The following is a 13,354-nucleotide window of genomic DNA, read 5'->3' on the forward strand; positions in this document are numbered from 1 at the left end:
GTGATCGAGAACGGGAATGTGTTTGAGGTGCTGATGGCCGCTGTGCGCGTGTGCTCGCTGGGCCAGATCACCAATGCCTTGTTTGAGGTGGGTGGGCAGTACCGGCGCAATATGTAGGGGTGATGACGATGTCCAGACAGGCAATCCGACAGATGAAACGCGTGGTGACACAGGGCCGCCATTCCGAGGCCAACGAGGCGTCGATCGGTTTGGCCAAAGAAGCGTCTGTGCGGCTTCTGGAGCGAAGCATACGATTTGGCCACACGCGCCTGTCAGTGCTGCGACTCGCCATGGCAGCTCAGTCCGGTGCCGTGATTCCTCATGAATGCTGGGATTTTTGCCGACGGATTGCGTCTACAAGCAACGACGCGAACACCCATGCTTTATTTCTGGAAGCTGTTCGGGCCACAACACCCACATCTAGTTCGGCATCAGCTTAATCCGATGGAAAATCTCCCGGTTTTTGGAGAAAGGTGTTGTATGGAGAGTTACGAATACATCTTGAAAGTTTGTTTCGCACACTGGCACAGCACAAAAAGAGCAGGATTCAAGAGGGACACTTAATGTTCGACCACGTGCATATGATGATATTGATATCGCGGAAATATGCGGTGTCGAACGTGGTTAGCTAGATGAAGGGAAAAAGTGGGCTTTACATGGCGCGCGGATATGCAGAGTGCAAGAGAAGTTTTGTGAGGTACCACTTCTGGGCTCGAAGATATTTTCTTTTGACGGTAAGACGAAATGAAGAAGTGATTCGCAACTACAGCCGGCACTAAACGCAGGAAGTTGGAACAGTTGGGGCTTTGGGGATAGTTGCCGCCGTAACGGTGACTGAAAGCAATGCCTGGGATGGACGAAATACCGCAAGCCCATGCGGCACGACATGTTCTTGAACACGATGAAAGTGAACGTGCCGTGGGTGGCGTTGTGAGCCCCCTTACTAACAACAAATCTGAGAGAGTCTAAATGTGGAAAGGTGTTGCCTCAACCAATCGGGGATTTCACGAGGCTTGCGACTGGGTTCGTCAATGAGGACGAGAACTGTTTCAGCGTTACCCACACAGCGCTCACCATCAAACAGTCCCTGCCCCAGGCGGTATGAACTTCGACCAATCGCCAGTATTCCGGTACCGATTTCGACTTCGCCGGGCCAATGGACTTCCCCCAGGAAATTCACGGTCATCTGCGCCAACAGCATCATGACCCGGCGTTCGGCGTCCCGTGCGATAAGAGGCCGCAGGAATTCCGTCCGTCCGGTCTCAAAATACGTTGAGAACGACAGGTTGTTTACGTGACCAACCATGTCAGTATCGGACCACCGGACGCGCTCCGGTATCCAGTGCGAATAGGTAGCGCGATGAGTGAGTGGGTTGTCTTTTTGCATTTCAATTATTTCTTTATCGGTGAGTTTCCAGGATAGGGGAATGCCCATCTCAACGAATCCAGTGCATCGTCACGATCAGATCGATGATCAACCCTCACGCAGCGCCGACGCCAAATGTTCCGAGCCAATAGACTGTCAGGAGCATGGCTGAAACGAGCAACAACCAGCCTTCGATTGCCGACCTCCAGACGAGCGGCGCATGGCGCAGTTCCATGAAATCGAGGGCGATCAGACGGCCTTTCAGGTAGGCGATGACCAGCGTTCCCGTGCCTGCGTAGAAGCCGATCGAAGCTTCTCCGCTGATCTGAAAGTTGGCCACTGTCGCAATCAACAGCAGCAGCAAAACACGGAGTTTTGTATTTCGGATCATTTCAAACATGGGATTACCTCAGTAGATATAACAGCGGAAACAGGAAAATCCACAGCAGATCGACCATGTGCCAATAGGAAGCGCCGGCTTCCAGACCCTTCAGATGGCCGCGGTGATACCGGCACTGTCGCGCGTTCAGGCAGAGCACGATGAGAATGATCGAGCCCCCCACGACATGCGCCAGATGGATCATGGTCAAACAGAAATAAAACATGTAAAAGTCGTTCGTCGTCAGGTCGATGCCGGCCTGAAACTTGGCCGAATATTCGAAACACTTCACCACAATGAAGGCTGCGGCAAGAGCAATGGCCAATGCCAGATAGCGGGCAGTTATTACCGACTGGTTGCGTCGGGCGGCGGTGATCGACTGGACCACGGCCCACGAACTGAAAATAAGAAAAATCGTGTTAAGGACTCCCAGACTACGGTCCAGCGTCAGCTGCGAGGCGTTGTACAGTCCAACCGCACCTGCCCTGTTGACGATATAGGCAACAAAGAAGGCAGCGAACATCAGTAGTTCGGCAAGGATGAAGATCCAGACGTCCGAGTCGCCCGGCAGTCGCCGCTGGGCAGTGGCATGGCTGGCGACGTGGACTGTTGGCATGGTGGTGGCTTGGGCGCAGGACCGGCTAGCCGGCCCGCTTTGGGGGTCGGCGTAGGGCAAGAACGCTGACTGCCTTTCGGGCTGCCCGTTCACATGCTTCGATCGGGGACATGCTGCGCTGAGATTCATTGGCTGCAATGCTTCTGCGGCGCGTGCAACATTGATGGTGAAGCGCGTGAGTACTCACGATGGCGATATGGAGCATTGTCACAATTCTTCCTTTGATCTCGGCTAAGCGTCTATTCCTTGGGCGTGCCATTGCCGTATCGGCATGAGAATGTAACGACCCCACCGCAAAGGGGAGGGATCACTTTGATTACGCGCCTAAGCCATGCAAGAATTACCCTTTGACAGCAAGAACTTCTGCCTCACGCATGCGGCGGCGCACGTCTTTAATCATGAAGAAACTGGCCACGCTAAACCAGCACAGCCAGCAAAAATACGGGATGTAGTAACTCAGCATGCCGTTCCAGGCGAAGGGTCCGGTTTTCAGCACACCCGTCAGACTGGCTGGCAGGAAGCTCAGGCCACACCAGATCGTCAGGAAGCAAGCCCAGCGAGGGAACAGCGGCGTCTTGCTTTTATCGGCCAGTCCGACCATTGCGGCGGCGACCATCTGAAATGTTGTGCAGGCGTATTGCAGGTCGATACACAACCAACCTAGATCCGTCAACAACTGAATCAAGGCGGGGTCGCGATCCGGCCGGAAGGCGGCAGTCACCCAGAAGAAGGCGCTGAAGGACACCACCATCACGGTCAATCCACCGCCCAACAGTTGCACATAGGCCATGACCGGGAACTTGCCCTCGATGCGAGCCATCTGCGTGGCGAGCAGGGCCGACCAGGGCATGTAGAGCACGATGATGATCATCGACATGATGAAGCCGAGGCGGATGTCGTTGAGGTGGGTTACGTAGCGCGTAACTAGATCGGGTGCGCTCAAGGCTGGCGAGGGATTGGGCAGGTTTTGCCCGATCACACCCCAGAACAGGAGGAAGGTGATCAGGAATGCAGGACCGCACCAGGCGCTGATCAATTGGTAACGCAGAGCTGTCTTTTCATTCATGTCGGGTTCTCTTTGTCGTATGAGTGGGTGGGAATTGGCGTTAATGCAACGTGTTAGGCCGCAGCTTTCAAAGGCAAAGCGCCCTTGTCGAAAGAAATTGTGACTTTCCGCAATAAGGTGCCGAGCGTGGCGAATTCCTCTGGACTCAGGTCGGAAAACGCCCGCTTGAGCGGATCGATCATCTGCGGGACTGCGTCGGAGCTTACTTGCCGCCCCTTGTCCGTGATTTCGATGGAATGCCGCCTTGCATCTCGGGCTTCGACGGACCGCGAAGCTAAGCCTTCGCGCTCGAGCAGATCAAGGATGCGTGTCATGTTAGCGCGGCTGGTGCCGACCAAGTCGCTCAATTCGCTGGGTGAAGCGCGACCTTGTTCGCTGGCCATCAGCAGACAGAGGACGTGAAACGAGTTTTCTGTTAGATCAAGCTTGCGGAAAACAGGTTCAAAAAAATCCGTCATGCCGGCGACGGTGATTCGTACCAGACGAACCATGACCGTCTCAGGCATTGGAAGGCCTGGTAACACGGCCTCCATGGGAGACGTACTCCGCTTTACGTTTGCCAATCGTTCATTGCCACGCATTAGATATTACCTAGTTAGTTTACATATAAATTATTATAAAACTATTTATTACCGGATTGCAAGGGAAGTTCAAAAACTCTCTGCTTTGAGTGTTGACGCCTCAAATGCGTCAAGGTCCTTTCGATATAGGGGAGGTTGGCGGCTTCAAGTCGGTGTAGCCGCAGGTGTCTACCGCCAGTTGGATGGATTCAATGCTTTTTTGGAGGATGACGCCTTCAACTACCACCCCTGAGCCCCTGATGCTGGCGCTGGTCTATGGCATCGTCCCTCTGCTGGTGTTGTGGGAGTTCAAGTCCTGGCGGGTAACCATTTGCATCATGGCCCAGCTGGGTCTGGGGGGTCAAAGTGGCCACCTTGCCAGTTATTTCGCTGGATATCGCGATCGGTGTGGATTACGGGATCTACATCTACAACAAGCTGGAGTTCTATTTTGAAGAAGGCTTGGCACTCAAGGAGAGCCTACTTTGAAACACTCAACACCACCGGGGTCGCCGTGGCCTTGACCGGAGTCATGCTTGTCCTTGGCGTGTCGACCTGGATTTTCTCGGATATCAAGTTCCAGGCCGATATGGGTTTACTCCTTGCCTTCATGTTCCTGTGGAACATGTTTGGCGCGGTGGTGATGATCCCTGCCTTGTCGGCTTTGCTCATTGATACGAAGAGTTGCAGGGCGGCCGCCGCGCTGGCCACCCTGCCCGCCGCCTGACGCAACAGAAAATTCCCGTCGATACGGGTAAACCCCTTGCTGTGCGATTTGATTTCGTTGATAAGATACGAACAAGTCAGTCGGTTTGTAAGTTATTAAGTTGATATTCAAACTCCCGGAGTAACCATGAGCGATGCAAATTTTTCAAAACTACTGGATGTCGATCGCGACGCCGGAGTGTTTCGCGTGGCGCGCAAGTCTTTCGTCGACAACGACATTTTTCAAGCCGAGCGGTCGCAAATCTTTGATCGCTGCTGGTTGTACCTCGGGCACACGTCAGAGTTGCCCAAGAAGGGCTCATTTGTTACTCGCCCGGTGGGTGGGCGCAATGTCATTTTCAATCGCGATGTTGCGGGCACGATTCACGCCTTTCTGAATTCGTGTCCACACCGGGGCGCAACGGTGTGTCGTGAGCCCGCCGGAAATGCAAAGAATTTCACCTGCAGTTATCACGGCTGGGTTTTTGGTGCCGATGGCAAGATGCGCGATCTGCCGGGCATCGAGTCGTACAGTGAAGGCTTTAACGGCGGGGGGTGTGCGGACCTGGTGGCCGTTCCGCGCCTTGAGCAGTACCGCGATTTCTGGTTTATCTGTTTCGATGCCGGAGCGGTGTCCCTGGTTGAATACCTTGCGGGTGCCACTGAATACCTGGATCTGGTGGTTGATCAGTCGGCGGCAGGAATGGAAATCATCAGCGGCACGCAGGAGTATGCGATCCGGGCCAACTGGAAACTGCTGGTCGAAAACAGCATCGATGGTTATCACGCCGTCTCGACCCATGCTACTTACTTCGATTACCTGAAGAATATGAATGGCGTGCTGGCGCAAAGCAATGTCGTGGGCTTTGCGCGCGACCTGGGCAACGGTCACGCCGTGGTGGAGTACTCGGCGCCTTGGGGTCGTCCCGTTGCCAACTGGGTCCCGGCCTGGGGTGAGGAGCGCAAGTGTGAAATCGATGCGGTGTTCGATCGACTGGTTGTTAAACATGGTGAAGAGCGTGCCACGCGCATCGCTAAAAACAGCCGCAACATTCTGATATTTCCCAACCTGGTCATTGTTGACGGCATGTCGGTGACACTGCGGACTTTTTATCCGAAGCAGCCCGACTACATGGAGGTTACGGCCTGGGCTATCGGACCTTCAGAAGAGAAGGACTGGCTGCGAAAGAATCGTCTGAATGGCTTCCTTGAGTTTTTCGGTCCTGGCGGCTTTGCAACGCCGGACGACGTGGAGATGCTTGAGCATTGCCAGCGTGGCTATTCCAATGCCCGCGAGGCGGCCTGGAACGACCTCTCGCGCGGCATGAACAAGGCCGAGCCCGCGACGGTGGATGAACACCAGATTCGAACCTTCTGGTCGCGCTGGCATGAGTTGGTGCAGCAAGCGCAGCGCGCCATCCCTGTGCAAGCTGACTGAACTATTTCACAATCAATCTGGAGGAGCTCATGGTTCCACTTCGCTACCGTAAACCTGGTTACGTTGCCCTCAATGTGACGAATGTTGATGCCTCTGTTGGCTTTTACCGCGACCTTGTCGGCCTGCAGCTTGAGTCGCAGCAAGGATCTGACAGCGCCTTTTTGCGCTGCAGCGAGGATCACCACAATATTGTTCTTTATAAATCCAGTGAGCCGGGTATCAAGCGCATGGCCTTTGAGCTGGAGTCCGGCAAGGATCTTGAGCAGGCCGCGAATTACATTGATCAGATGGGTTGGGAGCGACATGAGGTGTCCGCTGAAGAGGCGGGCCAATTGAAGCAGGGGCGGACCTTTCGCTTTTGCATTCCGGAGAGCACCTTGACGTTCGAGTTTTATGCCCAGATGGAGCGTGGCAAAGGGGACTTCGTGCCAAGCGTCTCCAAAATTGAGCGTTTGGGTCATGTCGTGATCCGCTGCGAGAAGCGCGACGAGGTGCTGCGCACGCTGACCGAAAAGCTGAACTTCAGGGTGTCGGATCATTTTGGTGATCAGGTGTCGTTTTTGCGCTGCTTTCCCAATCCGCTCCATCACACCTTTGGCGTCAGCCGTGGCGATGTCGACGGTCTGCACCACCTCAACTTCATGGTGACCGATGTCGATGACGTGGGGCGCGCGATGAATCGCATGCGCAAGGCGGGCGTGGAGGTTGTGTATGGGCCGGGCCGGCACGACATTTCAAATTCAATATTTATCTATTTTCTCGATCCCGACGGATTGACAGTCGAATACAGCTTCGGGATGGAGGAGTTCCCGGAGGTGAGTCCGCGCGAGGCGCGTGAACTGCCGCTGCGTCCGGAAATCCTCGATAGCTGGGGCGGTGCACCCGCGCCCAAGTTTGGCAAGGGCGGCGTCATAGAGTCCGCAGCATTCTGAGCGCCAGGGCGTATTACCAAGGAAATCACCATGATCGCAAACATCACACGCAACGATGTTGAAGAGTACCTTTACCGCGAGGCCGCCATGCTGGATCGCTGGCAGCTCGCGGAATGGCTGGCGCTGTTCACCGACGATGCTGTCTACCATGTGCCAACAGTGGGTACCAGCCCGGACATCCAGCCGGACAACACGTTGTTTTACATCGCCGACGACCGCCAGCGCCTGCAAGAGCGGGTGGTGCGCTTGCTGAAGAAGTCGGCTCACGTTGAATGGCCCCGTTCGCGAACGCGCCATATGGTGACCAACATCCTCATTGAAAAGCGAAGCGATCAGGAGCTTGAAGTGTCCGCGGCCTTTGCCGTTCACCGCTTTAAAAATGGAGCCGCCGACGTGTATGTCGGTAGCTATCGCTATCGTCTGACAGGGGTCAACGGCCAGCTCATGATCCGGGAGAAGCGTTCCATGCTCGACATGGACGCCCTGCGACCCCACGGGCGCGTCAGCATTATTCTTTGATCCCGAACGAATGCCCTGACGATGAACTACCCCACTTTACGACCCCCGTCTGAGCACGCCAGATTCAGTGGCCAGGTTGCCGTCGTCACAGGCGCCGCCCGCGGCATTGGCCTGGCCATCGTCGAGGCGCTCGCCAGGGAAGGCTCTTCCCTGGTGATAGCCGATATCGCCAACCATGAACTGCAGGCCGAGGCGCGGCGGATCGAACATGAATATGACGTCAAGGTGATTGGCGTGGCGGGCGACCTTTCCACCGAGGAGGGGGCGCAAGCACTGTTGGCGCAGACACAAAGCGCCTTCGGCGATGCCTCGATCCTGGTGAACAATGCCGGCGGTGGCGTGATCCTGCCCTTTCTCAGTCATACCGCCGAGACCCTGCGGATGACGATAGACCGCAATCTCTGGACCACCCTTTGGTGTACACGCGCCTTTTTGCCTGGGATGCTGCGCCAGGGCTATGGGCGCATCATCAACCTGGGTGCCGACTCGGTACGCAACGGCCTGCCCGACCATGCCGCCTACAACGCGGCCAAAGGTGGCGTGCACGCCCTGACCACCGGGCTGGCGCGCGAGTTTGCCAGCGCCGGCATCACCGTCAACACGGTGGCGCCCTGCGCCGTCAACAGCGAGCAACTGCGCCAATTCGTGCGGGACAAACCCGAGGTGGCGCAAAAATTCCTGAGTATTATTCCCATGGGGCGGGCGGCCGAGCTGGAAGAAGTGGCGTCCATGGTGGTCTATCTGGCCACACGCGAAGCCGCGTTCGTCACCGGCCAAGTAATCAGCGTCAACGGCGGGAGTACGATGTTGTGACGACAAACCCTTGCTGCAACGATACGGCTGACCACGATGACAACCAAAGCTTCCCAAGAGACCGCACAACAACCCGTCAAGGTGCGGCGTACCCAGGCCGAGCGCACCGAAGAAACCCGCAGGCGCCTGCTCGACGCGGCGGTGGATGTGCTGGCGGCCAAGGGCTATGCCGGCTTTCGCACCGCCGACGTGGCCACGCTGGCCGGCGTTTCACGGGGTGCCCAGACGCACCATTTCCCGTCCAAGGACGAACTGGTGGTGGCGGTCGTCGAACATGTGTTCCAGCGCTCCGCAGAGGCTGGGCGCAAGCGGGCCAGGCGCGTCAACTCCGTGGACGATGCCATCAAGGAGCTGCTCTCGGACAGCCAGGACTTCTTCTTCAGCGAGCTGTTCCTGATTGCCCTCGACTTGGCCATACAGGGCCGCATGAAGACCGGCGAGGAGCACACGGTGGGCGACATCTCGGCGGCCTCGCGGCTGCCGGTGGAGGCCAGTTGGCTGGAGGCCCTGATCGAGTCGGGCGTGCCCCCGGCGGTGGCAGAAGACCTGTTGTGGCTGACCATCAGCATCGTGCGCGGCTTGGCCGTACGCCGGCTCTGGCAGAACGACACCCAGCGCTTCAACCGCCTCTTCAAGCTGTGGCGAAAAATGGTGGTCCTGTACCTGGACAGCCTGTAGCGCTTCGCTGCTGCGTTCCGTTTAAACATTCCGTCCCCAGCCCTCAGGATCTGAGGGTGGGCGCTCGACGGCGTCTGCTCGCTGGTCAGCACCCGGGCAACTGCACGCCTACACGGCGGCTGACCCCTGCGCGACTGCGCGCCCCCTGTTTCTTCCCCCTGACACCGCAAAGGAATACCCCATGAGCCTGTGGCTTGATTTTCTCGGAGCCGAGATCCGCTATGTTGAGACCCCCCAATTTGGCCGTATCCGAATTGCCGAAGCCGGTGCAGGCAATAAGGAAACCATTCTGTTCCAGCACGGCATGAACGGGCATCTAGAGGCCTATGCAAAAAACCTGATGACCCTGTCCGAGCAGTTCCATGTGATTGCCCTGGACTATGTGGGCCATGGCCTGTCGGACAAAAAGCTCGACGCCTACACGCCCGCCGTGTTTGTCGAGCAGTTGCTGGCCTTGATGGACACCCTGCACATTGACAAGGCCCATCTCTCGGGTGAGTCACTGGGCGGCTGGGTCTCAGGCCTGTTTGCCGCCAAGTACCCGGAGCGCGTGCGCCGCCTGATGCTCAACACGGCTGGCGGCATCCCGGTTGTGTCAGTCAAGGGCAAGCAGGACATGGAAAACTTCATGGCCTTGAACAAGCGCAACGTTGATGCGGTGCCGAACCGCGAGTCAGTGACGGCCCGCATGCAGTGGTTGATGCACCCGAATAACCACCACCTGCTGAACGACGAGTTGATTGATTTGCGCCTGCGCATCTACCTCGCGCCCGAGACCCGGCGCGTGGCGCCGACGATCAATGCGGTGATTCAGCGGCATGACGAGTTCCTGATCCCACTTGAATCGCTGAAGTGCGACACGCTGTTCCTCTGGACCCAGGATAACCCGATCCATGACCTGGAGGCTGCCCGCGCCGCCGCCGCCCGCGTGCCCGGCAGCCTCTTTTACCTGATGCAGGCCGACGCTGCCCACTGGCCCCAGTACGAATCGCCAGAGGAGTTCAATGCTGTGGCGGCACATTACTTCGCCACCGGCAAACTGCCCACAACTGCCCAGGGCTGATCGTGTCAGCTCTGATTGATGTCCACACGCACGTCGTACCGGAGAATTTCCCCGCATACATCGGACGGCATGTGAATGCGCCCTGGCCGTCGATGGTCGCCGCGCAGGCCTGCCATCGCCATGTGATGGTGTCCGGCGCCGTCTACCGCACGGTGTCGCACCAGTGCTGGGACTGTGCCATGCGGCTGGGCGATATGGACCAGCGACAGGTCACGCGGCAGGTGTTGTCGCCCATGCCCGAGCTGTTGTCCTACTGGCTGGATCCGGTGGACGGCGCCAGGATGTCGTGCTACCTGAACGAGGTTATTGCCGAGATGGTGGCCAGTCATCCCACGCGTTTCGTGGGTCTGGGTGCAGTACCGCTGCAGGACGTGACGACAGCAATTCGCGAGCTCGATGTGGCGGTCCATCAGCTAGGTCTGTCCGGGGTTGAAATTGGCGGCAATATCAACGGCACGGTGATCGGGGACCCGCGCTTTTTCCCGTTCTTCGAGGCGGCGGCTGAATGGGGCGCGGCGGTGTTTGTGCATCCGCTCAAACCGAGCGGCATGGACCGCCTGGCGGGTCCGGCGGTGCTGGAGCAGGTGTTGGCCTTTCCCAGCGAGACCGGTCTGGCCGCCGCCTCCATGATCACAGGTGGAACGCTGGCCCGCCTGCCTGGCCTGCGCATCGCGTTCAGCCACGGTGGCGGTTCGCTCAGTGCGCTGCTGCCGCGCTTGCAGCACGCTTGGCAGACCTTGCCCCAGGTCCGCGACACCCTGGCTGGCGACCCCAGCCTGGCGGCGCGGCGCATGTATTACGACGACCTGGTGTACGACGCTGACACAATTCACCGGCTGATCCAGGTCTTTGGCAACAGCCAGATCCTAGCCGGGTCAGACTATCCGTTTGTCATCATGGACGCCGACCCGGCTGCACGCTTGCAATCGCTCGGTTTGCCGGATGACGTCCTGCGCCAGTTGTGCTCGACGAATGCCGAGCGCTGGTTGGGTCTGGCGCCGCAGGCGAAGCACGACCATCAGGAGAAAAAATGAAAAACACGTCCTTTACGATAAAAATTGCGGGCAGCGACGCCAGTTACGTCAACGCCGAGGGCGACAACTTGCTGCGTGCGGGCTTGCGTACCGGTATCGGCCTGCCTTATGAATGCTGCGCCGGCGGCTGTGGCTCCTGCAAGTTCGAGCTCCTGAGCGGTGAGGTGCAAGACCTGTGGCCCGATGCGCCCGGCTTGAGTGCGAAAGACCGGGTTCGCGGCCGCCGCCTGGCCTGTCAGTGCCGACCGCTGTCGGACTGCGAAATCAAGATCCGCCCAGGTCCCGAGTATTTATCGGAAAACGCCCCCACGCGCTTCAAAACCCAGTACCTCGGTAGCCGCCAGGTCACCGTTGACATCCGTGAATTCAGGTTTCGCGGCGAGCAGCCAGCGCAATTTGTACCCGGTCAATATGCCTTGTTTGATTTGCCCGGGGTTGGTCAATTGCGTGCCTATTCGATGTCGAATCAGCCGAACGAAGCGGGCGACTGGCACTTCATGGTGCGGCAGGTGCCCAACGGGCGCGTCAGTACCTTGATGTTTGATGCCTTGCAGCCCGGCGACAGCGTTGACATTGACGGCCCCCTCGGTCTCGCCCAGTTGCGCGCGGAGTCCCCGCGTGATGTGGTGTGCATTGCAGGCGGATCCGGCCTGGCGCCGATGCTGTCGATCGTGAACGCCCTTGCCATGCAACCGGCGCTGAACGAGCGTGCCGTGTGGCTCTTTTACGGCGGCCGCAGCCCGGCCGATATCCCCACCTTTACCGACTGGCTGCAGGACCCGGACCGCGTCCAGGTCAAAACCGCTGTGTCGAATGCGCCACCGGCAGACGGCGATGGCTGGCAGGGCGAGCGCGGCTTTGTTCATGAATTGCTGGGCCGCAGCCTGAGTGGTGATTTCACCGCCCATGAGTATTACCTGGCAGGACCGCCGCCGATGATTGAAGTGGTGGTCCGGATGTTGATGGTCGAGTACCAGGTGCCGGCGCAACAGATACATTACGACCGATTTTTTTGAGGTGGTTCGAGAATCATGGAACAAAAAGACGTCACACTTTCAGCCGGCGAGTTGCGACTGTGCCGCGTGGATGCGGTCGAAGACGGCGAGGCCCTTCGGGTGGAAGTCGAAGGCCGGATGCCGCTGGCGGTCTATCACGTGGATGGGGAGTTCTATGTCACCGATGACACCTGCTCGCACGGAAACGCATCGCTGTCCGAGGGCACGGTCGAAAACGGCCAGGTCGAATGCCCCTGGCACGTTGGCCGCTTCTGTCTGAAGACCGGGACCGCACTCACGTTCCCGGCCATCACCCCCATTCGCGCTTATCGGGCCATCATCAAGGACGGTAACGTGTTTATTCGACCGGAGGACAGCACTACATGAACAATTACTCAAACGAGGCTGTACCACAGGCCGCGCTGGCGTTGCGCACGGCGCGCGCGAACCGCGCCCCGATTGCCCCTATCTCCATCAGCTACGGCATCCAGGATCTTGAAGCGGCCTATGCGGTGGCAGAAATCAACACCCGCGCCCAGATCGAGTCCGGGCGCCGCATGGTGGGGAAAAAAGTGGGCCTCACTTCCAAGGCGGTGCAACTGCAACTGGGCGTCGATCAGCCCGATTTCGGCATCCTGTTTGACGACATGGAGTGTCTGAACGGGCAGGATGTGCCGACGGCGCGCCTGATGCAACCCAAGATCGAGGCCGAAGTCGCCTTTGTCGTCGGTCGCGACCTTTGCGGCATCACCCCGAGTTGGGCCGAATTCATGACCTGCATCGCCTATGCACTGCCGGCCCTCGAGATCGTGGACAGCGCCATTGCCGACTGGAAGATCAGCCTGGTGGACACTGTGGCGGACAACGCCTCCTGTGGCCTCTATGTGCTGGGCGACCAGCCGGTCGCAGTGGGCAACGTCGCGCTGGGTGATCTGGAGATGCAGATGAGCAAGAACGGGCAGCTCGTCTCGATCGGTACCGGCGCCGCCTGCCTCGGTCATCCGCTGCGTGCGGCCTACTGGCTGGCCCGCACCATGGCCGAGCGCGGCCAGGGGCTGCGCGCCGGTGAAGTCATCCTCTCGGGCGCCCTCGGCCCGATGGTGCCCGTACAGGCCGGTGACCTGATTCATGCCCAGATCGGCGCTCTTGGTTCAGTTACCTGCCGCATGGCTTGAAGGAGTTACACATAC

Annotated in this window: 16 protein-coding genes and 1 pseudogene; 12 read left to right on the forward strand and 5 right to left on the reverse strand. The window is 58.3% G+C overall.

Translation table 11 applies throughout. From position 1 onward, the window contains the following. Window positions 1–467: 467 nt before the first annotated feature. Window positions 468–816 (forward strand): annotated as a pseudogene (gene tnpA / locus AC097N_RS18295) (IS200/IS605 family transposase); the annotation flags it as partial. 127 nt (window positions 817–943) lie between these two features. On the opposite strand, the gene AC097N_RS18300 reads toward tnpA, so the two are convergent. The 5 genes from AC097N_RS18300 to AC097N_RS18320 form a co-directional block, all read right to left on the reverse strand. Next, on the reverse strand, window positions 944–1,435 hold the full coding sequence (locus AC097N_RS18300; RefSeq protein ID WP_479583502.1) for an acyl-CoA thioesterase: 492 nt from the start codon (window positions 1,433–1,435) through the stop codon (window positions 944–946). 46 nt (window positions 1,436–1,481) lie between these two features. Continuing rightward, window positions 1,482–1,766 (reverse strand): cytochrome C oxidase subunit IV family protein, encoded by a 285-nt coding sequence (locus AC097N_RS18305; RefSeq protein WP_479583503.1) that lies wholly within the window; start codon window positions 1,764–1,766, stop codon window positions 1,482–1,484. 4 nt (window positions 1,767–1,770) lie between these two features. Beyond that, window positions 1,771–2,361: a cytochrome c oxidase subunit 3 gene (locus tag AC097N_RS18310; protein WP_479583504.1), complete on the reverse strand. Its 591-nt coding sequence runs from the start codon at window positions 2,359–2,361 to the stop codon at window positions 1,771–1,773. A 340-nt stretch (window positions 2,362–2,701) separates the two neighbouring features. Continuing rightward, window positions 2,702–3,427, reverse strand: a complete 726-nt coding sequence (locus tag AC097N_RS18315; RefSeq protein ID WP_479583505.1) for a hypothetical protein — start codon at window positions 3,425–3,427, stop codon at window positions 2,702–2,704. Between the two features lie 53 nt (window positions 3,428–3,480). Continuing rightward, entirely contained in the window at window positions 3,481–3,918 is a 438-nt protein-coding gene (locus AC097N_RS18320) for a MarR family winged helix-turn-helix transcriptional regulator (protein WP_479583506.1), read from the reverse strand. A gap of 520 nt (window positions 3,919–4,438) precedes the next feature. Between AC097N_RS18320 and AC097N_RS18325 the strand changes: the two genes are divergently transcribed. The 11 genes from AC097N_RS18325 (at window position 4,439) to AC097N_RS18375 (ending at window position 13,339) form a co-directional block, all read left to right on the forward strand. Next, window positions 4,439–4,714, forward strand: a complete 276-nt coding sequence (locus AC097N_RS18325; protein WP_479583507.1) for an MMPL family transporter — start codon at window positions 4,439–4,441, stop codon at window positions 4,712–4,714. 126 nt (window positions 4,715–4,840) lie between these two features. Then, complete coding sequence (locus AC097N_RS18330; protein ID WP_479583508.1) at window positions 4,841–6,130, forward strand: aromatic ring-hydroxylating oxygenase subunit alpha; 1,290 nt, start codon at window positions 4,841–4,843, stop codon at window positions 6,128–6,130. A 29-nt stretch (window positions 6,131–6,159) separates the two neighbouring features. Further along, window positions 6,160–7,062, forward strand: a complete 903-nt coding sequence (locus tag AC097N_RS18335; protein ID WP_479583509.1) for a VOC family protein — start codon at window positions 6,160–6,162, stop codon at window positions 7,060–7,062. 30 nt (window positions 7,063–7,092) lie between these two features. Next, window positions 7,093–7,581 (forward strand): aromatic-ring-hydroxylating dioxygenase subunit beta, encoded by a 489-nt coding sequence (locus AC097N_RS18340; RefSeq protein ID WP_479583510.1) that lies wholly within the window; start codon window positions 7,093–7,095, stop codon window positions 7,579–7,581. A 21-nt stretch (window positions 7,582–7,602) separates the two neighbouring features. Beyond that, window positions 7,603–8,394, forward strand: coding sequence for an SDR family oxidoreductase (locus AC097N_RS18345; RefSeq protein WP_479583511.1), 792 nt, complete (start codon window positions 7,603–7,605; stop codon window positions 8,392–8,394). 36 nt (window positions 8,395–8,430) lie between these two features. Next, on the forward strand, window positions 8,431–9,072 hold the full coding sequence (locus AC097N_RS18350; RefSeq protein ID WP_479583512.1) for a TetR/AcrR family transcriptional regulator: 642 nt from the start codon (window positions 8,431–8,433) through the stop codon (window positions 9,070–9,072). 181 nt (window positions 9,073–9,253) lie between these two features. Continuing rightward, window positions 9,254–10,135 (forward strand): alpha/beta fold hydrolase, encoded by an 882-nt coding sequence (locus AC097N_RS18355; RefSeq protein ID WP_479583513.1) that lies wholly within the window; start codon window positions 9,254–9,256, stop codon window positions 10,133–10,135. A gap of 2 nt (window positions 10,136–10,137) precedes the next feature. Continuing rightward, complete coding sequence (locus AC097N_RS18360) at window positions 10,138–11,169, forward strand: amidohydrolase family protein (protein ID WP_479583514.1); 1,032 nt, start codon at window positions 10,138–10,140, stop codon at window positions 11,167–11,169. Then, window positions 11,166–12,185, forward strand: coding sequence for a 2Fe-2S iron-sulfur cluster-binding protein (locus AC097N_RS18365; protein WP_479583515.1), 1,020 nt, complete (start codon window positions 11,166–11,168; stop codon window positions 12,183–12,185). Before AC097N_RS18360 ends, AC097N_RS18365 begins: the two co-directional genes overlap by 4 nt. 15 nt (window positions 12,186–12,200) lie before the next feature. Next, complete coding sequence (locus AC097N_RS18370; protein WP_479583516.1) at window positions 12,201–12,551, forward strand: bifunctional 3-phenylpropionate/cinnamic acid dioxygenase ferredoxin subunit; 351 nt, start codon at window positions 12,201–12,203, stop codon at window positions 12,549–12,551. Then, window positions 12,548–13,339 (forward strand): 2-keto-4-pentenoate hydratase, encoded by a 792-nt coding sequence (locus AC097N_RS18375; protein ID WP_479583517.1) that lies wholly within the window; start codon window positions 12,548–12,550, stop codon window positions 13,337–13,339. The genes AC097N_RS18370 and AC097N_RS18375 overlap by 4 nt, the downstream gene beginning before the upstream one ends. Window positions 13,340–13,354 lie beyond the last annotated feature (15 nt).

The organism is Rhodoferax sp. LS1R11, assembly GCF_056521395.1.